The organism is Sulfitobacter sp. R18_1 (assembly GCF_017743915.1).
Taxonomy (GTDB): domain Bacteria; phylum Pseudomonadota; class Alphaproteobacteria; order Rhodobacterales; family Rhodobacteraceae; genus Sulfitobacter; species Sulfitobacter faviae.
The window spans coordinates 163,724-187,779 of record NZ_JAGHRG010000008.1 but is presented as its reverse complement, the minus strand read 5'-3'; the positions used below and the strand labels follow the sequence as shown (position 1 = coordinate 187,779).

The window sequence follows — 24,056 nt, the reverse complement described above, 5'->3', positions numbered from 1 at the left end:
TTCCAGCTTAGCTGCTGGCAACAACGCTTTCTTCCGCCGAGTAGAGATAGGCCGTCGAGCCGGTCTGCACATTCGGGTAGAGCTGATTGATATGCGCCATGATCATCCGCACACAGCCTGAGCTTGCCCGGCCGCCGATGCTCTGCGGCTGCGGGGTGCCGTGGATGCGCAGATAGGTGTCGCGGTTCCCTTCAAAGAGGTAAAGCGCCCGCGAGCCAAGGGGGTTTTCCGGGCCGGGCGGCACGCCGTCTTCAAGGCCCGCGTAAAGTTCGGGATCGCGCTTGATCATGTTTTGGGTGGGCGTCCAATGCGGCCATTGCACCTTGCGCTTGATCGTATAAGTGCCCGGCTCATAAAGATTGCCACGCGCGATCGCTACGCCGTAGCGCATCGCAGTTCCGCCCTCTTCGATATGATAGATATAGCGTGCCACCGCATCGACATGGATGTCACCGACGCGCAGGTTGTCATTCGCCACGACCCGTTGCGGCAAGAAGCGTGGGTGCACGCCCCAGGGGTTGCTCGTCGCCGGGTCAAAGCCCGCTGGGGTGACTTGTGCGTCCCATGCGGCTTTCTCTGCCGCGCTCGGGCGGGTGCGGGCCATCAGGGGGGTGGCCATCGCGCTGGAAAATAGCGCCGTGGTGGTCTGAATGAAATGACGTCTTGTCAGCATGTGGTCGCTCCGTGGTTGACCTCTCTGCGCGGGGCAGGGTCGTATGCGTGTATGAGAGACTAACGGCCTTTCTCCGCTGGTGGTTCAAGGAAGAAGGCGGTTGCTGAAGAGATTGTGATCTAAAACACACGGTTTTCACCGAAAAAACGGGGCGCGGGCGGGTGGGCGCGCGCCCCGAATGCTGCGGGGGTCGGAGGTAGGGAGGGCTTGGTCAGCCGCGCCCGCGGTAGGGCGGCACCCCTTGATCGGGGATCCAGACGCCCTCGGGCAGGGGGCCGGTTTGCCAGAAGACGTCGATGGGAATGCCGCCGCGCGGATACCAATAGCCGCCGATCCGCAGCCATTGTGGGTCGAGGAATTCGGCCAACCGTCGGGCGATGGAGATGGTGCAATCCTCATGAAAGGCGCCGTGATTGCGGAAGGAGGTCAGAAACAGCTTGAGCGATTTCGACTCCACGAGCCACGGGCCGGGCACATAGTCGATCACCAGATGGGCAAAGTCGGGCTGGCCGGTCATCGGGCAGAGCGAGGTGAACTCCGGCGCGGTGAAGCGCACGTTATAGGCCACATCGGCCTGCGGGTTCGGCACACGCTCTAGCTCGGCCTCTTCGGGGCTGGCGGGGATGCGGGTTTCCCCGCCGAGCTGTTTCAGATTGCTGTAGATGTCGTCGGACATGGGGGTCTCCATCGGTCAGACGCCGCGCTTGTTGCCCCAGATCAGGACATGAAGCTGCGGCAGGATACGGGGGGCGAACCAGTGATCGGTCATGGCAAGCTCGGTCAGCCAGCCCAAACGGTCGGCCAGCGCCTGCGGGTCCACCGGCGTGGCGGGATCGACCTCGGGGTTGCCGGGTTGAAGGTACAGCGGGATATCGAGGTGATGGGCATGCACTTCGCGCGCCCAATGGTAGTCGATCTCGTCAAAGATCACGATCTTCATCACCTGCTGCCGCGCCTGCGCGCCGAGGGTCCGGCAGGCGTCGAATGCGTCCCAGTCGACACGCTCACCGCTTGATGGCGGCTTGGGGGAGAGCACAAGCGTGTCGAGATCGGCAAACCATGGCCGCGCGATAGAGCCTTGGGTCTCACAGGCGAAACGATAGCCCGCGGCTTTGCCCATGCGGATCAGCGGGCCGAAATCCTGTATCGCCGGGTTGCCGCCCGAGAGGGAGACGGTCAGCGGTTGGTCCTTGGAAAGCTTGCGGATCTGGCGCCAGATGTCCTCGGTCGACATGGGGGTCCAGCTATGGCGGTACTGGCTGTCGACGGCATGGAGGCTGTCGCACCAGCTGCACCGATAGTCACAGCCGCCCGCGCGGACGAATACCGTCGGCTCCCCGATCAGCGCGCCTTCGCCCTGAATGGTGGGGCCGAAAATCTCGGCAATGCGCAGGGTCATGGCCGGTATTCCGCCCATGTTTTCGGGGTCTCGCTGACCAGCACGGCAGAGGTCTCGGGCCAGCGGGCGGCGCACCAGTCGTGGAAATGTCTCGCCATGTTCTCGGCGGTGGAGGGGCCGTCCAGCACATCGTTCAGGTGCCGGTGGTCGAAGTGATCGTCGATATAGGTCTTGAGCGGTTTCAGGTCGTGGTAATCGCGCACGAAACCATCGGCAGTGAGCGTCTCGGCGGCAAGTTCGACCACGACGATGTAGTTGTGGCCATGCAGCCGCGCGCATTGATGATCGTCTGGCAGGTGGCTCAACTGGTGGCTGGCGGAGAAGTGGAATTCCTTGCGAATACGGAACATCAGCCTTCCTCCCGCGCGGCGAGGGCCGTGGTCCAATAGTCGGGGTCGGCGTAGACCGTGGGGTCTGTGACCTCGGCCAGATGAAAGGCTTCGCGCCGCTCGACACAGGTGCCGCAGCGCCCGCAATGGACCGCGCCGCCCTTGTAGCAGGACCACGTCTCAGTGAAGGGCGTGCCGTGCAGCGCGCCTTGGCGGACGATCTCGGCCTTGCTGTGCTCGACGAAGGGCGTGTGCAGCCGCACATCGGCATAGCCGTCGAGCGCGGCCTGCTGCATCGCATCGAAGGCGCGGGTGAAACCGGGGCGGCAGTCGGGATAGATGAAGTGATCGCCACCATGCACGGCGGTCGCCACGGCCTCATCGCCTTGCGCCGCCGCGATGCCAAAGCCGATCGACAGCATGATTGCATTGCGGTTTGGCACGACGGTGATCTTCATCGTGTCTTCGGCGTAATGCCCATCGGGCACGTCGATATCGTCGGTCAGGGCGGAGCCCGATAGCGCCGCACCGATGCCGCGCATGTCGATCAGGTGAAAAGGCACGCCCAGCCGTTCGGCCGCCGCCCGGGCGAAATCGACCTCTTTGCGGTGGCGCTGGCCATAGTCGAAGGAGACGAGCCGGGTGAGGTGATGCACCTCGGCGGTGATATGCGCAAGCGACACGGAATCGAGTCCGCCTGAGCAGATGACAAGTGTTTTCATTTTGGGGCCCTTGTTTTGATGTCCGGGTAGGCTGCGACCGGATGGCGGGGCTTATTTCAGAATTTGCGCGGATTGCAAGCCTGACGCGCGGGCGGGCGGGCCGCCGCCGCAGAGGCAGGAGGGTTTCCGCCAAAACCCGATAAAATAAGGATTTTGGCCTTAACGATTAAACCTAAGTTAACTTTAGACAATGCCGAATTCGCGCTATGGTGGGGCTATGTTGAAAAGCACCCAAAGCGTCACGCTCGACGCCAGCCATTATGAATTGATCGAGGGGATGACCGATGAGGTGGTCATTCTTGACGCCACCGGCAAGATTGTCGCGGTCAATATGGCGTGGAAACTGTTTTGCGAAGAGAACGGCGGCGATGCCGGAACGCATTACGTCGGGGCCAATTACTTTGACATCTGCGAAGCGGCGGCCATGGGTGCCGTGGTGCAGGCGGAAACGGTTCTGGAGGGGCTGCGCCAAGCGCTGAAAACCGGGACTTCCTTTGAGGGGGAATACCCCTGCGATGGGCCGGGGGTGCGGCGCTGGTTTCAACTCAACGCCAACCGCTTGACGATCCAAGGCGCGCCCTGCCTGCTGTTGCAGCACCGCAATGTCACGACGCGCCGCATGGCCCATGACGATATCGAACGTGCCCATGTGCAGGCGGAAACCTTTGCCGCCCTCGTGGCCACCACGGCCGAAGCGATCCTGACCTATGACATGGAAGGCCGCATCATCAGTTGGAATCCGGCAGCCGAGCGGCTCTACGGCTATACGGAAGAGGAGGCTTTGGGCCAGTCGGTCGAGCTTTTGTATCCGCCGGAGTGGCCGACGCGGGTGCTTGAGTATCGCGATCAGATCATGGCCGGCAAGCTGCGCCAGTTCAATGCGGTGCGCGTGGCCAAGGACGGAACCGAGCGCCATGTCACCATCGCCTGCACGCCCATTCGGACGCTTTCGGGGGATATCGTCTCGATCTCGAACATCCACCATGATGTGACCGCCACGCGCAAGGCCGAAGAGGTGCGCGATCTCGTCTCGCGTGAGGTCATCCACCGGGCCAAGAACATGCTTTCTCTGGTCACGGCGATGCAGCGTCAAACGGCGAGTTCGGCGGCCTCTCTCGCGGAGTTCAACAAATCCTTCGGGGCCCGTATTCAGGCGCTGGCCCGGTCCACCGATTTGCTGGTCGATGGCGGCTGGTCTTCGGTGGATCTGGCCGAACTGGTGCGCGCGCAGTTGGACCCGTTTTTGCATTTGCAGGCCAAGGCGGTGGATGTGGATGGCCCCTCTGTCGCTTTGGGACCGCAGGCGTTGCAACTGATCGGCATGGCGCTGCATGAACTGGCAACGAATTCCACGAAATACGGGGTGATGAGCGACGGCTGCGGCGATATCCAATGCCACTGGTCCCATACCGAAAAGGGGGGGCTGCGTTTCCAGTGGATCGAGACCGGCATCACCTTTGACCCCTCTGCCAAGAAAGCCACCGGTTTCGGGAGCAAGGTTCTGTCCGTATTGGCGCCTGCGATGGTCAATGGCGCGGCGGAAACGGTAACCAGCGAAAACGCTCTGACCTGGACCGTCACGATCCCTGCCGCGCATCTGGGAAAACTGGCCTGAGCGGCGGCGCGCCTGTGATGCTGCGCCGGGTTGCCGGTTGATCTAAATCACCCCTTTGCGGAACTCTCCTGCGCTGGAAACTCGTTCCTCCTTCGAGATGTCGTTTGAAAAGGCAAAAGGAGGCTAGGATGGCCGAAGGACAGGGCAAGACCGCGAAACTCTACCGGATGGTGATGGAACAACACCTCTGTCCCTTCGGGTTGAAATCGAAAGACCTGCTGGAGCGGCAGGGCTACCACGTCGAAGATCACCACCTCACGACCCGCGAAGAGACCGATGCCTTCATGGCGAAAGAGGGTGTGGAGACCACGCCGCAGACTTTCATCGAGGGGGAGCGGATCGGTGGCTACGACGATCTGCGCGTGCATTTCGGTTTGGACAAGCCCAAGGAAGAGCAATCGGACACCAGCTATCAGCCCGTCATTGCTATTTTCGGTGTGGCCTTCCTGATGGCACTGGGGCTCTCTTGGTATGCATTCGGCAACATCTTCACACTTCGGGCTTTTGAGTGGTTCATCTCGATCTCCATGTGTTTCCTCGCCGTTCAGAAGTTGCAGGATATCGAAAGCTTCTCGACGATGTTTCTGAACTACGACCTGCTGGCGCAGCGGTGGGTGCCCTATGGCAAGGTCTATCCTTTCGGGGAGGCGCTGGCGGGTATTTTGATGACCGCCGGGGCGCTGACCTGGCTCTCGGCCCCCGTGGCGATCGTGATCGGCGCAATTGGCGCGGTTTCGGTGATCAAGGCGGTCTATGTCGACAAACGCGAGCTTAAATGCGCCTGCGTCGGCGGGTCGAGCAATGTGCCGCTTGGGGTCGTCTCCCTCACCGAGAACGTCATGATGCTGGGCATGGGGGTCTGGATGCTGCTCAAGGTCTACGGCTGAGCGGAGCGATCCGAGTTTTGGGCCTAGGGAGCTGGGGGGTATCTGGTCGGGCTGAGAGGATTCGAACCTCCGACCCCCTGCTCCCGAAGCAGGTGCGCTACCAGGCTGCGCTACAGCCCGACCGATGTGCAGCGCAATAGCGCAGCTTGGCGGCTTTGGCAATTGGTCAGTTGCAGGGATTTTGCGTGGCGTTTGAGGAAAGCGAGGGTAATTGGGGGCGCTGCCCCCGCAGCCTGCGGCTGCTCCCCCGAGGGTATTTGAGAAAGGATGAAGGGGAAGGGGCGGGGCGTGAAACCCCGCGTTGGTTTCTTATAGGCTGGCGTCGAGGGCTTTGAGGATGGCGTCGCCCATTTCCTCGGTCGTGATGGGGGTGCCGCCTTCGGGGCCCATCAGGTCGGGGGTGCGGGCGCCATCGGCCAGCGCGCGTTCGACGGCTTTTTCCAGACGGGCGGCTTCTTCGCCTTGGTCGAAGGAGTAGCGCAGCGCCATGGCGAAACTGAGGATACAGGCGATTGGGTTGGCTTTGCCTTGGCCAGCGATGTCGGGGGCGGAGCCGTGGACGGGCTCGTAGAGGGCCTTAGGGCGGCCATCGGCATTAGGCGCGCCGAGGCTGGCGGAGGGCAGCATGCCGAGGCTGCCGGTCAGCATGGCGGCGCAGTCGCTGAGGATGTCGCCAAAGAGGTTGTCGGTGACGATCACGTCGAACTGTTTGGGCGCGCGCACGAGCTGCATGGCGCCATTGTCGGCATACATGTGGCTGAGTTCGACATCCGGGTATTCGGCGTCGCGCACCCGTTGGGTGACTTCGCGCCACAGGATGCCGCTTTCCATGACGTTAGCTTTCTCCATGGAGCAGACTTTGTTGCCGCGGCGGCGGGCGAGCTCGAAGGCGGAGCGGGCAACGCGCTCGATCTCGCTTTCGGTGTAGCGCTGCGTGTTGATGCCGACGCGTTCATTGCCTTCCTCAAAAATGCCACGTGGTTCGCCGAAATAGACGCCAGAGGTCAGTTCGCGGACGATCATGATGTCGAGACCGGCGACGATGTCTTTTTTCAGCGAGGAGAAATCGGCCAGCGCGTCAAAGCATTGTGCCGGGCGCAGGTTGGAGAAGAGGTCCATTTCCTTGCGCAGGCGCAAAAGGCCGCGTTCGGGTTTTACGGAGAAGTCGAGGTCGTCGTATTTTGGGCCGCCGACGGCGCCCAGCAGCACGGCGTCGACTTCGAGGGCGCGGGCCATCGTGTCATCATGCAGCGGGGTGCCGTGTTTGTCATAGGCTGCACCGCCGACCAGATCATGCTCTACGTCGAAGGCCAGATCGCGCTTTTCGCCGAACCAGTCGATGATGCGTGTGACCTGCGCCATGACCTCGGGGCCGATGCCGTCGCCGGGGAGGATGAGCAAGGATGGGTTGGCCATGGGAAACTCCTGAAAATACGGTTGGAGATTGGGTAGCCTGCGGGTTCCGGAGGGTCAAGATAGGGGGGGGCGTCAGCGGGTGAGGTCGACCCAGACGAGGGCATGGCGGCTGGCGCTTTCGCCCTTGGGCCATATAAAGCCAGCGTCGAGCACCTGCCAGTCGCGGGAGGGCAGGATGTAGTCCACGCGCATTGGGCCGGTTTGGGACCAGTTGACTGTGGGGCGGTGCGGCAGGGGGGCTTGCAGCGTGGGATGGGAGAGGAGGGCGGCAATGGCTTCGCCGCGCCCGTCGCCGCGCTGCGGGTCGAGATTGGCGTCGCCCAGCAGGACGAAGGGGGGTGACGGGGGCGTCCCGATCTTTCCGGCGAGGTGGTGGAGCCAGAAGATGGTTTCGTCGTGGTTGCGGCGGCCATTGCGGTCTTCGGGGCCGTCGAAGACCGGCGGGGTGGCGTGGTAGGTCAGCAGCGTGACGGGGCCCTCCGGGGTTTGGATCGGCAGGGACCAGTGGCCGTTGGAGGAGAGGCGCTGTGTGGCATGGGCTTCGGCGCCCGCAAAGGGGGTACCGTCGATCATTGGGTAGAGTGTATCGGGGAGGTCGCGCCAGAGGAGGGTGCTGAAATCTTGGAACTCGGCCTCTCGGATCGGGTGGCGTGAGAGGATCGCCATGGCGCCTTGGCCGAAGAAGCGGCCATAGCCTTGGGCGTCACGGGGGGTGCCGAGCTTGCCGTCACCGTCGAGGTCGACCCCGCTTTGGCGGCCTGCATTGGGCGGCGCGGCGAAGCGGTGGGGATAAGGCGCGCCCGCGGCGGTGAGCGCATCGGCGAGGGCATTGAGGGCGGCCTGTTCGAGATCGTAGTCGATGCCTTGTAGCGCGATGATATCGGGATCGGCGCTGGTGATGGTTTCGATCACGGAGGCGACGGCGGGGTCGTCCCCGCGTAGGATATCACGCAGGAGGAGGCCCGGCCCTTTGCGCGACAATTCTATGTTGAAGGTGGCGATACGCAGCGGTTCGGCCTGCGCGGTGCCGGTCAGCAGGAGCAGCGCCAGCAGAAAGCGGATCAGGCGGCCTGCATATGCGCTTCGGCGTAGGCGCGGCGGCGTTTGTCGTGGATCATCTCGGCCACCCGCCCCATGGCGATGCCGCGCATGATCATACTGGCCGGAAGGAATGCCCATGCGCTTATTGTCCAGATCATGGTTTGATGATTGCTCAGTGAGATCGGATCTAGCAGATCGGCGGTGGCCTTGACCACTGCGGGGATGAAGAAGGGCAGAAGGAAGCCAAGCGCGATGTTGATCCGCGCGTCCCGTTGCAGCCGGTAGAGCACATCGCCGCCCGCCGTTGGGTCAAAGAGCGGCAGGTTCACCCAGACGTTGAAGGCCCCTTGGCGCGCGGGCCAGCCCATGACGCGCACCAGCACCACGAAGGTCGCCAACGCGATGAGCGAGACCAGATAGGCCAGACCCGCCGCCGTGCGGATCAGGTTGACCGCCGCGAGAGGGGCGTCGGCGGGTATCATCAGAACCACGAGACGCACCGGGGAATAGGGGAAATCAAGCGCATTGCCCAGTATCGTGCCAAGCGCGGTGAGCGCGCCGGTCAGCAGGGTGGGGGCCGTTTGACCCCGCGCGATAAGCGACAGGACGAGGATCGTGAAGAGCAGGCTGATGAAGCGCAGCCGATTGAAAGGCGGCGCGTCGCGAAATTCGACGATGCCGGGCTGGCGGGCGTTGTATTCCATGAAGGTGAGGATCGCCGCGATACAGGCGAGCAGCACGGTGATCTGGCTGGATTCCGCATCGGCCCCCGGCAAGAGAAGCGCCGGGATGGCAATCAATAGCGCCACCAATAGGCCACGCGTCGCCGCGCCTGTCATTCGTCCGATCACTGCTCTGCCCTTTCAAACTGGCCAGCCGCGATACGATGCCGCGTGCTTGTTCCAACTTGATGCCCCCGGTTGATGGGGTGTGCCTCATTATGGTCCAATTTTTGCCTTCTTTCCGCACATGCCTCAAGGCTCCGCGGAGAGAAGAGCAGGATACTGGGGTATTTTGAGGGAGGGGGTGGTGCCTTCTTGCATCAATTCCGTGGCGGTTTGATGGCAGACGGCAACATCTTGTGGGCGCGCGGTTTGCGCCCACAAGTTTGATCATGCAGGCCGGGCGTTAGACCCAAGGGCGGCTTTGGCCCAGCGAATCCTCATAGCTGTCGATGGCGGCACCTTTTTCAAGCGTGAGGCCGATGTCGTCCAGCCCGTTGAGAAGGCAGTGCTTTTTGAAGGCGTCCACTTCGAAGGGGAATGTCTCACCATCTGAGGTGGTCACGGTCTGGCCTTCCAGATCGATGGTCATTCGCGCGTTCGATCCCTTTTCGGCGTCTTTCATCAGCACGTCGACCTGCTCTTGCGGCAGGGCGATGGGCAAGATGCCGTTCTTGAAGCAGTTGTTGTAAAAGATGTCGGCGAAGCTGGGTGCGATGACGCAGCGGATGCCGAAATCAAGGATCGCCCAAGGCGCGTGTTCGCGTGAGGAGCCGCAGCCGAAGTTGTCGCCCGCCACGAGGATCTGCGCGTCGCGATATTGCGGTTGGTTCAGCACGAAATCGGGGATTTCGTTGCCTTCGCGGTCATAGCGCATTTCGTCGAACAGGTTCACGCCAAGGCCGGAGCGTTTGATCGTCTTGAGAAAGACCTTGGGGATGATCATGTCGGTGTCGATGTTCACCAGCGGCATGGGAGCCGCGGTGCCGGTGATTTCTGTAAACTTTTCCATCGGGGTATCCTTCGGAGAGTGCGGGAACCGCGCCGCCTGACGGCGCGTTCTAGGCAAATGGTGTATCAGGAAGGCATGGCATGTCGTACCAAACCGGCACGAAGGTGGAATGGGACTGGGGCAATGGCACCGGGACCGGCAAGATCGTCAAGAAATACACGCAGAAGATCACGCTGAAGCTGCAGGGCAGCGAGGTGACCCGCAAGGCGAGCGATGACGAACCGGCCTATAAGATCGAACAGGACGACGGCAGCGAAGTGCTGAAGTCCGGCAGCGAGCTGCGCAAGGCCGACTGAGCCCTGCGCAACGCGCCCGGTATCCATGCCCCGGTCGCTCACGCCAGTTCGCGCAGGTCGGTCAGGTGACCGGTGAGTGCGGCGGCGGCGGCCATGCCGGGGGACACGAGATGCGTGCGGCCCTTATAGCCCTGACGCCCCTCGAAGTTGCGGTTCGACGTGGCCGCGCAGCGTTCGCCGGGAGCAAGCTGGTCGGGGTTCATTGCCAGACACATGGAGCAGCCCGCCAGACGCCATTCGAAACCGGCCTCGCGGAAAATGTCCGCCAGCCCTTCCTCCTCGGCCTGTGCCCGGACGAGGCCAGAGCCGGGCACGACCATGGCACGCAGACCGTCCTTGATCTTCTTGCCCTTCAGCACTTCGGCAGCGGCGCGCAGGTCTTCGATGCGGCCGTTGGTGCAGGAGCCGATGAAGACGGTGTCGATCTCGATATCGGTGAGCTTTTGACCCGGTTTCAGGTCCATATACTCCAACGCACGTTTCACCGCGTCGACCTTGCCGCCCTTGAAGTCTTCGGGCGAGGGGACAGTCGCGTCGATCGGCAGCACGTCTTCGGGGGAGGTGCCCCATGTGACGACCGGTGCGATGTCTTCGCCCTTGAGCGTCACGACCTTGTCCCAATGGGCGTCCTCGTCAGAGAAGAGGGTTTTCCACCAGTCCATCGCCGCTTCCCACTGTGCGCCTTTCGGAGCGTGGGGGCGGCCCTTGCAATACTCGAAGGTCTTCTCATCCGGCGCGATGAGGCCCGCGCGGGCGCCGCCTTCGATCGCCATGTTGCAGACGGTCATGCGGCCTTCCATCGACAGGTCGCGGATCGCCTCGCCGCAGTATTCGATGACATAGCCGGTGCCGCCCGCGGTGCCGGTGGCGCCGATGACGGAAAGGGTGATGTCCTTGGCCGTGACGCCGGGGCGCAGCTTGCCGGTGATCTCGACCTTCATGTTCTTGCCCTTGCGCTGGATCAGCGTCTGGGTGGCCAGAACATGCTCGACCTCCGACGTGCCGATGCCGTGGGCCAGCGCGCCGAAGGCGCCGTGGGTCGCGGTGTGGCTGTCGCCGCAGACGACAGTCATGCCGGGCAGGGTCCAGCCCTGCTCAGGGCCGACGATATGCACAATGCCTTGGCGCACGTCCGAGACCGGGTAGTAATGCACGCCGAACTCACGCGCGTTCTTGTCGAGGGCGGAGACCTGAATGCGGCTGTCTTCGGTCATCGCTTCGGGGTCTTCGCGGCCCTCGGTGGTCGGCACGTTGTGGTCCGGCACGGCGATGGTCTTGTCCGGGGCGCGCACGGTGCGGCCCGACATGCGAAGCCCTTCAAAGGCCTGCGGGCTGGTCACTTCATGCACCAGATGGCGGTCGATATAGAGCAAGCAGGTGCCGTCATCGGCTTCGTGGACGACATGGGCGTCCCAGATTTTATCGTAAAGCGTCTTGGGGGACATGATGGTCCTCTCCCGTGGTTTGGAATGGCTATGGGTGTGGCTGAGAGGGGTGGCTTATAGTCGCGCCAGAACGCTATGCGTCGCGCCGAAAAAGCGTTCGCGCAGACGCGCACGGTCGCAAAGATCAAACACCAGTATCATGGGGCAAGGGATATAGCGCCTGAGCGAGTCTCGCAAGGTGTCGTGATCGTCTTGGAGGCAGGGGGTGGGCTGCGGGTCATCTTGCCCCGGCGCAAAGCCTGTGCGACCGTGATCCTCCCTAGCTGCAAAGGCCACCCATGATCCCTGAAAGCCACCCGTTTTCGAACTTTCTGCTTTCGCTTCAGGCTCTGTTCGACGGGGTGCTCGGCTTTGGGGAAAGCATTCTGAGCCCCGGCTGGCGGCAAAACCAAATCCTGATCCTGCTGGCCTTGGTGGCACTGGCGTGGGTGTTGCACCGGCTCACCGGCGTGATGTTGCAAAACTGGGTCCGCTCCCGCGAAGGCTGGTCCAAGTGGCAATTGCGCGTGGTGGTGCAGGTCAAGCGGCGCTTGGGGTTGATCTGGTTCGCTTTGCTGGCGGGGCTGCTTTATCAGGTGATGCAAAACGTGACATGGCCGTCGCGGTCCTATCTCATCGGTTTGGCGGCGACGTTGGCGGCGATCTATGTGGGCATCGCTTTCGCCGCGCGTCTGGTGCGCAACCGACCCTTGCGGCGCATGGTGACATGGGGGCTGTGGATCTATGCCACGCTCTACATGTTGAACGTCGCCGATGATGTGGCCTTGTTTCTGGACGGCGTCGCGCTGACTGTGGGCGAATTCCGCCTCTCGGTGCTGACCATTCTGACCGCGCTGGTGGTTGTCGGCGCGCTTTTGACCATGGCGCGGCTGGTCAGCACGACCACCGCAGCGACAATCCGCAAGAACGAAGACATCAGCCCCTCCATGCAGGTGCTGGCCGTGAAGGGGGTGCAAATCCTGCTTTACGGGCTCGCGTTTTTCATCGGCGTGCGGGCGGTGGGGATTGACCTGACCGGGCTTGCGGTGCTGTCGGGTGCGATCGGCGTGGGCCTTGGTTTCGGTCTGCAAAAGGTGGTGTCGAACCTCGTCTCGGGCGTGATCATCCTGCTCGACAAGTCAATCAAGCCCGGCGATGTGATCAGTCTGGGCGAGACCTTTGGCTGGATCCAAACGCTCGGCGCGCGCTATGCGTCTGTGGTGACGCGGGATGGCAAGGAATACCTGATCCCGAACGAAGACCTGATCACCGGGCAGGTGGTGAACTGGTCCCACTCCAATGACTTTGTGCGGCTCGATATCTATTTCGGCACGGCCTATTCCGACGATCCGCATCTGGTGCGCAAACTGGCGGTGGAGGCGGCCAAGGGCGTCGACCGGGTGCTGAGCTACAAGGCGCCGGTTTGCCATATCGTGGGCTTTGGCGATTCGTCGGTGGATTACATCCTGCGCTTCTGGATCAAGGATCCGACCGGCGGGCTGACCAACATTCGCGGCAATGTCTATCTGGCGCTTTGGGATGCCTTCAAGAAACACGGCATCTCTATCCCCTTCCCGCAGCGCGAGGTAAAAGTCATCGAAGACAGTCAACTGGCCCTGTCGCGCGCCGCGGCATCGCGGGATATGCCTGAGTGAGCGGGGATTTGCGCCGTGGTTAACGCTACGGCTACGCGATCCATTGAAAAATAAACCCCGGGTCGCTAAATTGGGGCTGCTCGGCACCGGGGCAAGCGTTCAGCATTGATGGTGCTATTTACGAAGGAGGACAATGTCCTGTCTCTTAACGTTGACGCAGCGCAGGCTGCTGACCATGGGGCTGCAATGACTGCCGCCTCGCAAATCGCAACCAGCGACGACCTGCTGGCGCTTATCCTTTCCTCGCTGAATGACGACAAGGCCGAAGATATCGTGCAGATCGATCTGCGCGGCAAAACGGCCATCGGCGACTATATGGTGATCTGCTCGGGCCGCTCCACGCGGCAGGTTTCGGCGATCTCGGAAAAGCTGGCGCAGGCCGTCAAAGACGCCACCGGACGTACGTCCAAGATGGAAGGCCGCGAAACCGGCGACTGGGTCTTGATCGACACAGGCGACGTTGTCGTGCATGTCTTCCGGCCCGAAGTGCGTGAATTCTACCAGCTTGAAAAGATGTGGCTGGGCGGCGACGACGCGGCCACAGCGGCACCGCACTGATCCCGCTTTGCGGGCCTAGGTCATGCGGGTTCACATGTGTGCCATGGGCCGGCTTCGCGCCGGTCCGGAAAAATCCCTTGTCGATGATTATCTGACCCGGTTCGACCGGACCGGGCGCGGTCTGGGCCTTGGCCCCGCGCGCGTGGTCGAGATGGAAGACAAGAAGAACGGCGGCATGGCCGCCGAAGCCGTGCTGCTACGGCGCGCGATCCCCCAAGGGGCGGTGATCTGCGTGCTGGATGAGCGCGGCAAGGTCGAAACCTCCCCCGCATTCGCCGAACGGCTTGGCAATTGGCGGGACGCCGGGCAGGGAGATTTGGCTTTTGTCATCGGCGGCGCCGATGGCATCGACCCCAGCCTGCGGGCTGAGGCGGATCATGCCCTCTCTTTTGGCAAGATGGTCTGGCCGCATATGCTGGTGCGGGTCATGCTGGCCGAACAGCTTTACCGCGCCGCCGCGATCCTCTCGGGCGGGCCTTACCACCGGGTCTGAACGGGCGTAGGTCAGGGCAGCGGGATCGTCACCAATTCCGAAGACCAGCCGCTGACGCTGTCGCGCGCCTGAATGCTGACCTCCGTCATCCCCTCGGGGATGCGCACGCCCGAAAGGGAGCGGGTGAAGGGCTGCTCTTTCACATGCGGATGTGCCAGATTGCGGGTGCCCAAGGGTTTCCCATTGGGGTCCAGAATGCGCCAAGCGTCGGCATAGTGGTCCCAGCCGCTATCGTTGTGCCGGATGGTGACGTCAAACTTCCACAAATCGCCCTGTCGATCGACCGTGACATTCAGAATGGCGGGCGGATCGGCGAAACCCGGCGCGGCAAAGGCCAAGAAGGCGAGAATGAGGCTACGTTTGAACATGGGACACCAATAAAACAACGAACTGAATATAGCGCATTTCGGAAAGGTTCCAAGGTAGGCGGAAGTTGGGCCCAGTGCAATTCACCCTGAAGCCGCAATTTAGTGGTGCAATTGCACCAGGCGCGCGGCAAACTGGCCAAACCCGCGCCATAGGCTCTATGCTGCGGGCCAGAGGAGGGACCGCAATGCAGATGCCAACACCCGATGCCGGGATCATTGCGCGCAAGGCGCGGGTCGTGGCGCGGCTGCGCGCGGCGCTGCCCCGCGATGCCGTGATCGACGATGCGCATGAGACCCGCGCCTATGAATGCGACGCGCTGACGGCCTATAAATGCCCCCCCTTGGCCGTGACCCTGCCTGCCAGCACCGAAGAAGTCTCGTCAATTCTGGCGATCTGCCATGAGGAGGGCGTGCCGGTGGTGCCGCGCGGCTCGGGCACGTCGCTTGCCGGAGGGGCCTTGCCCACCGCCGATAGCGTGGTGCTGGGGGTGGCGCGCATGGCCGAGGTGCTTGAGGTCGATTACGACAACCGCCTTATGCGCGTGCAGACCGGGCGCACCAACCTCAGCGTCACCGGCGCGGTGGAGGAAGACGGCTTCTTCTACGCGCCTGACCCCTCCAGCCAGTTGGCCTGTGCCATTGCGGGCAATATCGCGATGAACTCGGGCGGGGCGCATTGCCTGAAATACGGTGTCACCACCAACAACCTTTTGGGCGTCACCATGGTCATGATGGACGGCGAAGTGGTCGAGATCGGCGGCGGTTATATGGACGCGGGCGGGCTGGACCTTTTGGGCGTGATCTGCGGCTCCGAGGGGCAGTTGGGCGTGGTGACCGAAGCCACCCTGCGCATCCTGCCCAAACCCGAAGGCGCCCGGCCCGTGCTGATGGGCTTTGACGATAATGCTGTCGCCGGGGCCTGTGTCAGCGACATCATCAAGGCCGGCGTCTTGCCCGTGGCGATCGAATTCATGGACCGCCCCTGCATCGAGGCGACGGAGGCTTTTGCCCATGCGGGCTACCCAATGTGCGAGGCGCTGCTGATTGTTGAGGTCGAAGGCTCGGATGCCGAGATCGACCACCAGCTGGCCCTGATCACCGAGATTGCCCGCCGTCACAACCCGGTGGAACTGCGCGAAAGCACCAGCGCCGAGGAAAGCGCCGCGATTTGGCTGGGCCGCAAGTCCGCCTTTGGCGCCATGGGGCAGATCAATGACTACATGTGCCTTGATGGCACCATCCCGGTGAACGAATTGCCCATGGTGCTGCGCCGCATCGGTGAGATGTCCGATGACTATGGCCTCAAGGTCGGCAATGTTTTTCACGCGGGCGACGGCAATATGCACCCGCTGATCCTGTTTGACGCCAACAAACCCGGCGACTTGGAGAAATGCGAGGCCTTTGGCGCCGACATCCTGCGGCTCTGCGTCGAAGCGGGCGGTTGCCTGACCGGGGAGCATGGGGTCGGGATCGAGAAGCGCGATCTGATGCATGAGCAATACGGCCCCGCCGATCTAGAAGCGCAATTGGCCGTGAAGGATGTCTTTGACCCGGCATGGCTGTTGAACCCGGCCAAGGTCTTCCCCCTCGACGTGACGGAAGGGCGGCGCGGCAGCGGCGCGTCGGTGGCGGCGTGACGGTGACTTCCGAGGCGGAGCTGGCCGAGGCGATCCGTGGCGCAGAGGCGCCCCTCTCCCTGCGCGGCGGGGATACGCGCGGCATGGCGGGGCCGGGCGCGGCGCTGTCGCTTGCCGGTCTGCGGGGGATCACCCTTTACGAGCCGGGCGCGCTGACGCTGGTCGCGCAGGCGGGCACGCCGGTCTCCGAGATCGAGGCCGCTTTGGCCGCCGAGGGGCAGCGGCTGGCCTTTGAGCCGATGGACCACCGCGCGCTCATGGGCCGCAGCGGCACGCCGACCATCGGCGGGGTCTTTGCCGCCAATGTCAGCGGCCCGCGGCGGCTTGCTGTTGGGGCGGCGCGGGATTTCCTCTTGGGGGTGCGGTTCGTCGATGGGCAGGGGGCCATCATCAAGAACGGGGGGCGGGTGATGAAGAACGTCACCGGCTATGATCTGGTCAAGCTGATGGCCGGGTCGCAAGGCACCTTGGGCGCGCTGACCGAAGTCTCGCTGAAGGTACTCCCGAAACCCGAAACCAGCGCGACGCTCGTGCTGTCCGGGCTGGACGACGCCGCTGCCATCGCCGCGATGGCGCTGGCCATGCGCAGCCCCTTCGAGGTGACCGGCGCGGCCCATGACCCGGCGCAGGGCCAAACGGTCCTGCGGTTGGAGGGGTTCGAGACCTCGGTCACCTACCGGATCGGGCGGTTAGAGGATTTGCTTGCCGCCACGGGCGGCGAGATCGAGGTGCTTGCAGAAGGTAGCTCAGAGACCCTCTGGCGTGATCTGCGAGATGTGGCGCCCTTCCATGGGGCGGCGGGGGATGTCTGGCGCCTGCATTGCCGGCCGACCGAGGCTCCGGCGCTTGCGGCTAAGGCCGGAGCGGAGGCGCGGCTCTATGATTGGGCCGGGGGGCTGCTATGGCTGCGCATGGCCCCCGGCACGGACCTGCGCGCGCGCTTGGGGCAATATGACGGCCACGCGACCTTGTTGCGGGCGGAGGCGGCGGGGACGCTGCCCCGACAGGAACCCGAAGCCCCGGGGGTGGCGCGGTTGACGGCGGGGCTCAGGGCCAAGTTCGACCCCCGTGGCTTGTTTAACGCCGAAGCCTTGGCCCAGAGCGCATGACTTTGGTGCTGGTCTTCCTCATCGTCTTTCTGATCGGCCCGTTTCTGTTCAAGGCGCTGATCGCCGTGCCGCCTTCGCTTCGGGCCATCCGCGCCTTGGCGGCGATGGTGCTGGTGACCTTTCTCATCGCGCTCGCCCTGCGCTATGGTCTGCTGCGCTATTGGGGTGACAGCGCTTGGCTGTTGGGGGCCATCGCCTTGGCGCTCTGGGCCGCTTGGATCGGGGTGATCGCGCTGGTGGTCCAAGCGCTGCGCCGGGCCGATCCGCGCCCGGCGATGCGCCGGTGGAGCGGGGTTTTGGGGGCCGTGGGCACGACGGTGCCGTGGTTCGGCCTCGTCCTCGCCAATCTGATGCGCAGCACATAGGAACGGAGCCGCCATGCAAACCACCTTCACCCCCGCGCAGTTGCAGGATCCTGACACGCAGCGCAGCAATGAGATTCTACGCGCCTGTGTGCACTGCGGCTTCTGCACGGCGACCTGCCCGACCTATCAGGTCTTGGGCGATGAGTTGGACAGCCCGCGCGGACGCATCTACCTGATCAAGGACATGCTGGAGAACGACCGCGACCCGGATCCGAAGACGGTTCAGCATATCGACCGCTGCCTGTCTTGCCTCGCTTGTATGACGACCTGCCCCTCGGGGGTGCATTACATGCATCTGGTCGATCACGCCCGCGCTTATATCGAAGAACGCTACAAGCGCCCCATGGGCGAACGCGCCTTGCGCTGGATGCTGGCGCGGATTCTGCCCTATCCCACACGCTTTCGGCTGGCGCTGCTCGGGGCCAAGATCGGGCGGCCCTTTGCCCGGCTGATGCCCGACGCGCGGCTGCGCGCCATGCTGGAGATGGCGCCCAAGACGGTTCCCCCGGTCAGCCGCAACGACGACCCGCAGAGCTTTCCGGCTAAGGGCAAGCCGCAGCGCCGGGTGGCCCTGATGACCGGCTGCGCCCAAAAGGCGCTGAACACCGATATCAACGACGCCACGATCCGGCTGCTAACCCGCGCGGGCTGCGAGGTGGTGGTGGCCGAAGGGGCGGGCTGTTGCGGCGCGCTGACCCATCACATGGGCAAGACCGATGAGAGCCACGCCCACGCCGCCCGCAACATCCGCGCATGGCGGGCCGAGATGGACGGCAAGGGGCTGGATGCCATCGTGATCAATACCTCAGGCTGCGGCACCACGGTGAAGGACTACGGCCATATGTTCCGCAATGATCCGCTGGCAGAGGATGCGGCGCGGGTCTCGGCCCTTGCAAAGGATGTGACGGAACTGCTGGCAGAGCTCGACTTGCCCTTCGCCGAACCGGCAGCGCCGGGCATGGTCGTCGCCTATCACGCGGCCTGCTCGCTGCAACATGGGCAACAGATCAAGGCCACGCCGAAGACTCTGCTGAAACAGGCGGGATACACGGTGGTGGAACCGGCGGACAGTCACCTCTGCTGCGGCTCGGCGGGCACCTACAATCTGATGCAGCCCGAGATTTCGGCCAAGCTGAAAGAGCGCAAGATCAAGACCTTGGAGGCCAAATCGCCAAATGTGATCGCGGCGGGCAATATCGGCTGCATGATGCAGATCGGATCGGGCACTGGGGTGCCGGTGGTGCATAGCGTCGAACTGCTCGATTGGGCCTGTGGCGGGCCGAAACCGCCCGCGCTCAGCCGCGATCCCGACGCGCCTGCGCAGGTGCCGCGTTTGCGTTAAGCCTGCGCCGTATTTTCGCCGCAACTCCCCTATATCCGCCAAGTAAACATGGTTTTGAGGTGCATTTTGCGACAATTGTTGGCGGCTATCTTCGGCGTCTTTACCCTTGCCACGGCGGCGCAGGCCCAAGACAGCGCGCTCAAAGCGCTCGACAACGGTGTGGATGCCGCCGCGTGGGAGGCGGTGGGCCGTCTCGACATCGGTGGGACCGGCTTTTGCACCGGTACGCTGATCGCCCCGCGTCTGGTGCTGACCGCGGCGCATTGCCTGTTTGACCGCGAAACCAAGGCCCGGATCGACCATGGTGAGGTGCAGTTCCTCGCCGGTTGGCGCAATGGCCGCGCGGGCGCCTATCGTGATATCCGCCGCGCCGTGGTGCATCCCGACTACGTCTATGACGGTGAGGTCTCTTCGGGCCGGGTGCGCAATGATCTGGCGCTTCTGGAACTCTCCCGCCCGATCCGCAACACCACCATCCGCCCCTTCGGCACCGCCGCGCGTCCGCGCCCCGGCGACCGTGTGGGCGTGGTCAGCTACGCCCGCGACCGGGCCGAGGCACCGTCTTTGCAAGAGGTCTGCAAGGTGCTGGCCCAGCAAGAGGGGGTTCTGGTGACCTCCTGCGCGGTCGATTTCGGCTCAAGCGGGGCGCCGATCTTTAGTTTCGTCGCAGGCGAGGCGCATATCGTCTCTGTCGTTTCGGCCAAGGCCGAGGTTGAGGGCGCGCAGGTCTCGCTCGGCACGGCGCTTGGCGCGCCTTTGGCGCTGCTGCAAGCGGAGCTGGTGGCGGGCAAGGGCGTGTTTCTGGATTCCAACCCCGCAGGCAAGCGCATCCGCGTCGGCGAAGAGCGCGGCACCGGGGCGAAATTCATCCGCCCGTAATTCTGCGCGGCAGGACTTGAAAGCGCGCAAACCCTTTCCCACATGAGCTTTGCCGAGGTGCCTCAATAGGGCTTCGGCGCTTGAAAAACCGGGTCTGTCCAATGGTGGAAGGCCCGATATGTCAATCGCTCACTGATGAGGATGAACACATGCGTAGCTTTGATTTCGCACCCCTTTACCGCTCCAGCGTTGGTTTCGACCAGATCGCCAACATGATGGACCGGGTTCTGACAAATGATGGGGCCACCCCCAGCTATCCCCCCTACAACATCGAAAAGCTCGACAATGATGCCTATCGCATCTCGATCGCCGTCGCCGGTTTCTCGGACAGCGACCTGAGCGTCGAAGTGCGTGAGAAGGCGCTGATCGTTTCGGCCCGCAAGGCGGATGAGGATGAGGCCAAGACCTATCTGCACCGTGGCATCGCCACCCGCGCCTTTGAGCGTCGCTTCCATCTGGCGGACCACGTTCAGGTCATCGGCGCGGCCCATGCCAATGGCATGCTGCATATCGAGCTTGAGCGTCAGGTGCCCGAGGCCCTGAAACCGCGTCAGATCACCATTTCCTCCGAGGTGAAGGCGATCGACAAGGACGTGGTTGACGCCAAATCCGTGAACTAAGCGTACCCGTTCCAACGCTTTGCGAAGGCCCGCTTTTGGCGGGCCTTTTTTGTGGGCGGTCGCCTCCCAAGCTCGACCCATTCGTGGGTGAATATCTGCCGAAGGCTAGGGGCGAAAACGGCGGCTTTCTGCTGCGCGGGGGGCGGGGTGAAACCAAGCAAAAGCTGTCGGGTTGAGTGGGGGACCGGGCAGGCGTGCCCGGACAACAGCGTGCAGAGTACCGCACGCGCAATGAAAGGAAGAACCATGACGACCTATGCAAATTCCCTACGCAAGCTTTCCCTGACCACGGCTGTCGCCGCTCTTATGGCGGCCCCAGTCGCCGCACAGACGCTGGACGCGGGTGTCGGCACCGATGCGACCGCCGATCTGGCGGGCACGGAACTGGACACCACAGCCGGGGCCGAGGCGAATGGCACCCTGACCACCGAACGGTCCATCGACCAAACCGCGACCTCGGACATTGATACGGATGCCGATATCGCGCTGGATGGCAGCACCGTGGCCGTCGCCTCAGATGATACGGTCATCGGCACCATCTCGAACGCAGAGCCGCAAGCGGACGGTTCCATGCGCTATTCCATCGATCTGGCCGAGGAATTCGCCGCCGATAGCGACCGTGCGGTCGTGCAGATCGACCAAGATGTCGACGCCGATGGCCAGCTGCTCATCGGCATGACGGGCGAAGAATTCGCCGCGGCCCTGTCCCAGCAAGTGAATGCGGACGGCGCGGCGCAGACCCGGACCAACTAAGACGGGTCACCCCAGGGCGTATCTCTCCCCCGCCCGAAGGCCGACAGCATGAAAGTGCTGTCGGCTTTTTCGTGTTCGGGCTGGGGTCATCGGGTTGCAAACTCTCTAGGACGGGGCTACTCCGACTTAGTTATGATATAACATATCGAATCATGATGCAGGCCAAACCACGGAGAACGACATGCCCCAAACATCCGCATCCCCGCTATTCTTCCTGACGCTGAGCGCGGGCCTTGCCCTTTCGGCCCCGGTCGTGGCCGAAACGAAAGAGGCATCGCATGACCACGATCATTCCCATGCGCATGACCACGCCCACGACCAGAACGACATCTACAAAGGCTACTTTGACGACGCGCAGATCAAGGATCGGCCCTTGTCGGATTGGGCGGGCGACTGGCAATCGGTCTACCCGCTGTTGCAGCAGGGCGCGCTGGACGCGGTGATGCAGCACAAGGCCGAGCACGGCGACAAGACGGCGGCGGAGTACAAGGCCTATTACGAGGTCGGCTATGCCACCGATGTGAACCGCATCACCATCGACGGCAATGCCGTGACCTTCTTCCGGGACGGTGATCCGGTGCAAGGGCGCTATGCCAGCGATGGCTATGAGGTGCTGACCTACAAGAAGGGCAACCGCGGCGTGCGCTATGTCTTTGCCAAAGAGGGCGGCGATGCCGAGGCGCCGGAATATATCCAATTCAGCGACCATATCATCGCGCCGCAAAAGGCCGATCACTATCACCTCTACTGGGGCGACGACCGCCCCGAGGTTTTGGAAGAGTTGACCAACTGGCCGACCTATTTCCCCGCCGAGCTGAGCGCGTCTGAGATCGCGGCGGATATGCAGGCGCATTAAGGGCGGCCCGCGGCATGACTGGCAAAAAGCGAAACCTGCGCAGCGGGCTGAAACAGCGGCGCCGTCAGGGGAACCCGATGGCGGCCTTTGACCAACTGCCGCCGCCCCTGCGGGCATGGCTGGCGCAGGCGGCACTGCCCTGGTCGCCCCGTTCTGCGCATCGGCTGTGGTGTCGGGCGTTGCAGCGTTGCGAAGGTGATGTGGCCCAAGCGATCTCGCATCTTTCGCAGGCGGAGCGCCGGATGCTGGCACAGGACCGGCTCACGCAATAGTCCGATGCAAAACGGGGCGCGCCATGGCACGCCCCGTTTCTTTAACTTCCGCCGGTGCTTAGACCGACAGGCAGACGTATTTCATCTCAAGATAGTCTTCGATCCCATGGTGCGACCCTTCGCGCCCGAGGCCGGATTGCTTGACCCCGCCAAAGGGCGCAAGCTCGGTCGAGATGATGCCGGTGTTGACGCCGACGATGCCATATTCCAGCGCCTCGGCCACCTTGTAGACGCGGCTGAGGTCCTTGGCATAGAAATAGGAGGCAAGGCCGAAGATCGTGTCGTTGGCCATGGCGATCACGTCATCCACATCCTCGAACTTGAAGAGCGGCGCGAGGGGGCCGAAGGTCTCTTCCTTGGCGACCTTCATGTCCTGCGTCACGCCGGTCACGATGGTGGGTCCGAAGAAGTTGCCGCCCATGTCGTCCTTGGCGTTGCCCAGAATGATTTCCGCGCCGTTGTCGACCGCGTCCTTGATATGCTCTTGCACCTTGTCCGAGGCTTCGGGGTTGATGAGCGGGCCAAGATCGGTGCCTTCTTCGAGGCCGTCGCCGACCTTCATCTGGCTCACGCGGTCCTTCAGCTTGGCCGCGAAGGCGTCATAGACACCCGCCTGCACATAGATCCGGTTCGCGCAGACGCAGGTCTGGCCGTTGTTGCGGAACTTGCACATGATCGCGCCCTCGACCGCCGCATCAAGATCGGCGTCGTCGAAGACGATGAAGGGCGCGTTGCCGCCCAGTTCCATCGAGCATTTCATCACCTGATCGGCGGCCTGTTTCAGCAGGATGCGCCCGACCTCGGTCGAGCCGGTGAAGGTGAGCTTGCGCACCGCCGGGTTCTCGCAGAACTCCTTGCCCACGGCGGAGGAGGAGGAGGATGGCACCACGTTGAACACGCCCGCCGGGATCCCTGCGCGTTCCGCGAGTACACCCATGACGATGGCCGAGAGCGGCGTCTCCGCCGCCGGACGCGCCACGAAGGAACAGCCCGCCGCCAGCGCTGGCGCGGCTTTGCGGGTGATCATCGCGTTGGGGAAGTTCCACGGGGTGATCGAGGCCGCGACGCCGATGGGTTGTTTCATCACCATGATGCGCTTGTCACGCTGGTGGCCGGGGATCATCTCGCCGTAGACGCGCTTGGCCTCTTCGCCAAAGAATTCGATGAAGGAGGCGCCATAGGCGATCTCGCCCTTGGCTTCGGCCAGCGGCTTGCCCTGTTCGGCAGTGAGGATGGTGCCCAGATCGTCTTGGTTCTCCATCATCAGGTCGAACCATTTGCGCAGCACGGCGGCGCGTTCCTTGCCAGTCCAAGCGGCCCAGTCCTTTTGCGCCTTCTCGGCTTGGGCAATCGCGCCCGCGACCTGCGCGCGGCTAAGGTCGGCGACCTGTGCGATGACATCGCCCCGCGCGGGATTGGTCACGTCAAATGTACCGTCGTCGCCTTCGACCCATTGGCCGCCGATATAGGCGCGGGTTTCAAGCAGGCTGGGGTCTTTCAGCAGTGATTTCAGATCCGTCTTAGCATCAGTCATGTCATCTCTCCGCTATTCTCTATAGCCTCCAAAGCAACAACGAGTATGATTGTCCAGTTAAGTTTGATCAAATCCGGGG

General features: G+C 63.1%; 27 protein-coding genes and 1 tRNA gene. 15 read left to right on the top strand and 13 right to left on the bottom strand.

The window, feature by feature from the left end; translation table 11 throughout:
- Positions 1–7 precede the first annotated feature (7 nt).
- The 5 genes from J7392_RS16535 to queC all read right to left on the bottom strand — a co-directional run bounded on the left by J7392_RS16535 (position 8) and on the right by queC (position 3,123).
- Positions 8–673, bottom strand: coding sequence for a L,D-transpeptidase (locus J7392_RS16535; protein WP_209218548.1), 666 nt, complete (start codon positions 671–673; stop codon positions 8–10).
- A 211-nt stretch (positions 674–884) separates the two neighbouring features.
- Positions 885–1,349, bottom strand: coding sequence for a preQ(1) synthase (queF, locus tag J7392_RS16530; protein WP_067268534.1), 465 nt, complete (start codon positions 1,347–1,349; stop codon positions 885–887).
- 15 nt (positions 1,350–1,364) lie between these two features.
- Entirely contained in the window at positions 1,365–2,072 is a 708-nt protein-coding gene (queE, locus tag J7392_RS16525) for a 7-carboxy-7-deazaguanine synthase QueE (RefSeq protein WP_209218547.1), read from the bottom strand.
- A complete protein-coding gene (gene queD / locus J7392_RS16520) occupies positions 2,069–2,422 on the bottom strand; it encodes a 6-carboxytetrahydropterin synthase QueD (RefSeq protein ID WP_209218546.1) in 354 nt (117 codons plus the stop codon). Before queD ends, queE begins: the two co-directional genes overlap by 4 nt.
- Entirely contained in the window at positions 2,422–3,123 is a 702-nt protein-coding gene (gene queC / locus J7392_RS16515) for a 7-cyano-7-deazaguanine synthase QueC (RefSeq protein ID WP_209218545.1), read from the bottom strand. The genes queD and queC overlap by 1 nt, the downstream gene beginning before the upstream one ends.
- A 217-nt stretch (positions 3,124–3,340) precedes the next feature.
- On the opposite strand from queC, the gene J7392_RS16510 reads away from it, so the two are divergent.
- Positions 3,341–4,738, top strand: coding sequence for a PAS domain S-box protein (locus J7392_RS16510; protein ID WP_209218544.1), 1,398 nt, complete (start codon positions 3,341–3,343; stop codon positions 4,736–4,738).
- 128 nt (positions 4,739–4,866) lie between these two features.
- Positions 4,867–5,625 carry a glutaredoxin gene (locus tag J7392_RS16505; RefSeq protein ID WP_209218543.1) on the top strand — a complete coding sequence of 253 codons (759 nt, stop codon included), beginning with the start codon at positions 4,867–4,869 and terminating at the stop codon, positions 5,623–5,625.
- A 43-nt stretch (positions 5,626–5,668) separates the two neighbouring features.
- Here the strand turns inward: J7392_RS16505 and J7392_RS16500 are convergent.
- From J7392_RS16500 to leuD, 5 genes are all read right to left on the bottom strand, one after another.
- A tRNA-Pro gene (locus J7392_RS16500) sits at positions 5,669–5,745 on the bottom strand.
- Between the two features lie 189 nt (positions 5,746–5,934).
- On the bottom strand, positions 5,935–7,041 hold the full coding sequence (gene leuB / locus J7392_RS16495) for a 3-isopropylmalate dehydrogenase (RefSeq protein ID WP_209218542.1): 1,107 nt from the start codon (positions 7,039–7,041) through the stop codon (positions 5,935–5,937).
- Positions 7,042–7,113: 72 nt separating this feature from the next.
- Complete coding sequence (locus tag J7392_RS16490; protein ID WP_209218541.1) at positions 7,114–8,220, bottom strand: endonuclease/exonuclease/phosphatase family protein; 1,107 nt, start codon at positions 8,218–8,220, stop codon at positions 7,114–7,116.
- A complete protein-coding gene (locus tag J7392_RS16485; protein ID WP_348540707.1) occupies positions 8,103–8,933 on the bottom strand; it encodes a hypothetical protein in 831 nt (276 codons plus the stop codon). Before J7392_RS16485 ends, J7392_RS16490 begins: the two co-directional genes overlap by 118 nt.
- A 277-nt stretch (positions 8,934–9,210) precedes the next feature.
- Entirely contained in the window at positions 9,211–9,816 is a 606-nt protein-coding gene (gene leuD, locus J7392_RS16480; RefSeq protein ID WP_067268508.1) for a 3-isopropylmalate dehydratase small subunit, read from the bottom strand.
- A gap of 80 nt (positions 9,817–9,896) precedes the next feature.
- On the opposite strand from leuD, the gene J7392_RS16475 reads away from it, so the two are divergent.
- On the top strand, positions 9,897–10,112 hold the full coding sequence (locus J7392_RS16475; RefSeq protein WP_067268510.1) for a DUF2945 domain-containing protein: 216 nt from the start codon (positions 9,897–9,899) through the stop codon (positions 10,110–10,112).
- Positions 10,113–10,150: 38 nt separating this feature from the next.
- Here J7392_RS16475 and leuC read toward each other — a convergent pair whose 3' ends face one another.
- Complete coding sequence (leuC, locus tag J7392_RS16470; protein ID WP_067268511.1) at positions 10,151–11,557, bottom strand: 3-isopropylmalate dehydratase large subunit; 1,407 nt, start codon at positions 11,555–11,557, stop codon at positions 10,151–10,153.
- Positions 11,558–11,835: 278 nt separating this feature from the next.
- Between leuC and J7392_RS16465 the strand changes: the two genes are divergently transcribed.
- The 3 genes from J7392_RS16465 (at position 11,836) to rlmH (ending at position 14,242) form a co-directional block, all read left to right on the top strand.
- Positions 11,836–13,191: a mechanosensitive ion channel domain-containing protein gene (locus tag J7392_RS16465; protein WP_209218540.1), complete on the top strand. Its 1,356-nt coding sequence runs from the start codon at positions 11,836–11,838 to the stop codon at positions 13,189–13,191.
- Between the two features lie 186 nt (positions 13,192–13,377).
- Positions 13,378–13,749 (top strand): ribosome silencing factor, encoded by a 372-nt coding sequence (rsfS, locus tag J7392_RS16460; RefSeq protein WP_067268516.1) that lies wholly within the window; start codon positions 13,378–13,380, stop codon positions 13,747–13,749.
- Positions 13,750–13,771: 22 nt separating this feature from the next.
- Positions 13,772–14,242, top strand: coding sequence for a 23S rRNA (pseudouridine(1915)-N(3))-methyltransferase RlmH (gene rlmH, locus J7392_RS16455; RefSeq protein ID WP_209218539.1), 471 nt, complete (start codon positions 13,772–13,774; stop codon positions 14,240–14,242).
- An 11-nt stretch (positions 14,243–14,253) separates the two neighbouring features.
- Here the strand turns inward: rlmH and J7392_RS16450 are convergent, their stop codons facing one another.
- Complete coding sequence (locus J7392_RS16450; protein WP_209218538.1) at positions 14,254–14,610, bottom strand: hypothetical protein; 357 nt, start codon at positions 14,608–14,610, stop codon at positions 14,254–14,256.
- Between the two features lie 185 nt (positions 14,611–14,795).
- Here J7392_RS16450 and J7392_RS16445 point away from each other — a divergent pair, with 185 nt between their 5' ends.
- From J7392_RS16445 to J7392_RS16405, 9 genes are all read left to right on the top strand, one after another.
- Entirely contained in the window at positions 14,796–16,247 is a 1,452-nt protein-coding gene (locus tag J7392_RS16445) for an FAD-linked oxidase C-terminal domain-containing protein (protein ID WP_209218537.1), read from the top strand.
- Positions 16,244–17,356 carry an FAD-binding protein gene (locus tag J7392_RS16440; RefSeq protein ID WP_209218536.1) on the top strand — a complete coding sequence of 371 codons (1,113 nt, stop codon included), beginning with the start codon at positions 16,244–16,246 and terminating at the stop codon, positions 17,354–17,356. Before J7392_RS16445 ends, J7392_RS16440 begins: the two co-directional genes overlap by 4 nt.
- Positions 17,353–17,721, top strand: a complete 369-nt coding sequence (locus tag J7392_RS16435; protein ID WP_209218535.1) for a hypothetical protein — start codon at positions 17,353–17,355, stop codon at positions 17,719–17,721. Before J7392_RS16440 ends, J7392_RS16435 begins: the two co-directional genes overlap by 4 nt.
- Positions 17,722–17,734: 13 nt before the next feature.
- Positions 17,735–19,063, top strand: coding sequence for a glycolate oxidase subunit GlcF (gene glcF / locus J7392_RS16430; protein ID WP_209218534.1), 1,329 nt, complete (start codon positions 17,735–17,737; stop codon positions 19,061–19,063).
- Between the two features lie 75 nt (positions 19,064–19,138).
- Positions 19,139–19,942: a trypsin-like serine protease gene (locus J7392_RS16425; RefSeq protein ID WP_231886460.1), complete on the top strand. Its 804-nt coding sequence runs from the start codon at positions 19,139–19,141 to the stop codon at positions 19,940–19,942.
- A gap of 149 nt (positions 19,943–20,091) precedes the next feature.
- Positions 20,092–20,562: an Hsp20 family protein gene (locus J7392_RS16420; protein WP_067268529.1), complete on the top strand. Its 471-nt coding sequence runs from the start codon at positions 20,092–20,094 to the stop codon at positions 20,560–20,562.
- Positions 20,563–20,808: 246 nt separating this feature from the next.
- Complete coding sequence (locus J7392_RS16415; RefSeq protein WP_209218533.1) at positions 20,809–21,315, top strand: hypothetical protein; 507 nt, start codon at positions 20,809–20,811, stop codon at positions 21,313–21,315.
- 181 nt (positions 21,316–21,496) lie between these two features.
- Positions 21,497–22,171 carry a metal-binding protein ZinT gene (locus tag J7392_RS16410; protein WP_209218532.1) on the top strand — a complete coding sequence of 225 codons (675 nt, stop codon included), beginning with the start codon at positions 21,497–21,499 and terminating at the stop codon, positions 22,169–22,171.
- A gap of 14 nt (positions 22,172–22,185) precedes the next feature.
- Positions 22,186–22,443 carry a DUF6525 family protein gene (locus tag J7392_RS16405; RefSeq protein WP_209218531.1) on the top strand — a complete coding sequence of 86 codons (258 nt, stop codon included), beginning with the start codon at positions 22,186–22,188 and terminating at the stop codon, positions 22,441–22,443.
- Between the two features lie 58 nt (positions 22,444–22,501).
- Here the strand turns inward: J7392_RS16405 and J7392_RS16400 are convergent, their stop codons facing one another.
- The gene (locus tag J7392_RS16400) at positions 22,502–23,977 is read right to left on the bottom strand and encodes an NAD-dependent succinate-semialdehyde dehydrogenase (protein ID WP_067266799.1); all 1,476 of its coding nucleotides are present in this window, start codon (positions 23,975–23,977) and stop codon (positions 22,502–22,504) included.
- Between the last annotated feature and the right edge of the window lie 79 nt (positions 23,978–24,056).

What these genes read in the sequence shown, in the direction of transcription:
- J7392_RS16535 (WP_209218548.1), bottom strand. Translation starts at nt 673, where the DNA reads ATGCTGACAAGACGTCATTTCATTCAGACCACCACGGCGCTATTTTCC.
- queF (WP_067268534.1), bottom strand. Translation starts at nt 1,349, where the DNA reads ATGTCCGACGACATCTACAGCAATCTGAAACAGCTCGGCGGGGAAACC.
- queE (WP_209218547.1), bottom strand. Translation starts at nt 2,072, where the DNA reads ATGACCCTGCGCATTGCCGAGATTTTCGGCCCCACCATTCAGGGCGAA.
- queD (WP_209218546.1), bottom strand. Translation starts at nt 2,422, where the DNA reads ATGTTCCGTATTCGCAAGGAATTCCACTTCTCCGCCAGCCACCAGTTG.
- queC (WP_209218545.1), bottom strand. Translation starts at nt 3,123, where the DNA reads ATGAAAACACTTGTCATCTGCTCAGGCGGACTCGATTCCGTGTCGCTT.
- J7392_RS16510 (WP_209218544.1), top strand. Translation starts at nt 3,341, where the DNA reads ATGTTGAAAAGCACCCAAAGCGTCACGCTCGACGCCAGCCATTATGAA.
- J7392_RS16505 (WP_209218543.1), top strand. Translation starts at nt 4,867, where the DNA reads ATGGCCGAAGGACAGGGCAAGACCGCGAAACTCTACCGGATGGTGATG.
- leuB (WP_209218542.1), bottom strand. Translation starts at nt 7,041, where the DNA reads ATGGCCAACCCATCCTTGCTCATCCTCCCCGGCGACGGCATCGGCCCC.
- J7392_RS16490 (WP_209218541.1), bottom strand. Translation starts at nt 8,220, where the DNA reads ATGGGCATTCCTTCCGGCCAGTATGATCATGCGCGGCATCGCCATGGG.
- leuD (WP_067268508.1), bottom strand. Translation starts at nt 9,816, where the DNA reads ATGGAAAAGTTTACAGAAATCACCGGCACCGCGGCTCCCATGCCGCTG.
- J7392_RS16475 (WP_067268510.1), top strand. Translation starts at nt 9,897, where the DNA reads ATGTCGTACCAAACCGGCACGAAGGTGGAATGGGACTGGGGCAATGGC.
- leuC (WP_067268511.1), bottom strand. Translation starts at nt 11,557, where the DNA reads ATGTCCCCCAAGACGCTTTACGATAAAATCTGGGACGCCCATGTCGTC.
- J7392_RS16465 (WP_209218540.1), top strand. Translation starts at nt 11,836, where the DNA reads ATGATCCCTGAAAGCCACCCGTTTTCGAACTTTCTGCTTTCGCTTCAG.
- rsfS (WP_067268516.1), top strand. Translation starts at nt 13,378, where the DNA reads ATGACTGCCGCCTCGCAAATCGCAACCAGCGACGACCTGCTGGCGCTT.
- rlmH (WP_209218539.1), top strand. Translation starts at nt 13,772, where the DNA reads ATGCGGGTTCACATGTGTGCCATGGGCCGGCTTCGCGCCGGTCCGGAA.
- J7392_RS16450 (WP_209218538.1), bottom strand. Translation starts at nt 14,610, where the DNA reads ATGTTCAAACGTAGCCTCATTCTCGCCTTCTTGGCCTTTGCCGCGCCG.
- J7392_RS16445 (WP_209218537.1), top strand. Translation starts at nt 14,796, where the DNA reads ATGCAGATGCCAACACCCGATGCCGGGATCATTGCGCGCAAGGCGCGG.
- J7392_RS16435 (WP_209218535.1), top strand. Translation starts at nt 17,353, where the DNA reads ATGACTTTGGTGCTGGTCTTCCTCATCGTCTTTCTGATCGGCCCGTTT.
- glcF (WP_209218534.1), top strand. Translation starts at nt 17,735, where the DNA reads ATGCAAACCACCTTCACCCCCGCGCAGTTGCAGGATCCTGACACGCAG.
- J7392_RS16420 (WP_067268529.1), top strand. Translation starts at nt 20,092, where the DNA reads ATGCGTAGCTTTGATTTCGCACCCCTTTACCGCTCCAGCGTTGGTTTC.
- J7392_RS16415 (WP_209218533.1), top strand. Translation starts at nt 20,809, where the DNA reads ATGACGACCTATGCAAATTCCCTACGCAAGCTTTCCCTGACCACGGCT.
- J7392_RS16410 (WP_209218532.1), top strand. Translation starts at nt 21,497, where the DNA reads ATGCCCCAAACATCCGCATCCCCGCTATTCTTCCTGACGCTGAGCGCG.
- J7392_RS16405 (WP_209218531.1), top strand. Translation starts at nt 22,186, where the DNA reads ATGACTGGCAAAAAGCGAAACCTGCGCAGCGGGCTGAAACAGCGGCGC.
- J7392_RS16400 (WP_067266799.1), bottom strand. Translation starts at nt 23,977, where the DNA reads ATGACTGATGCTAAGACGGATCTGAAATCACTGCTGAAAGACCCCAGC.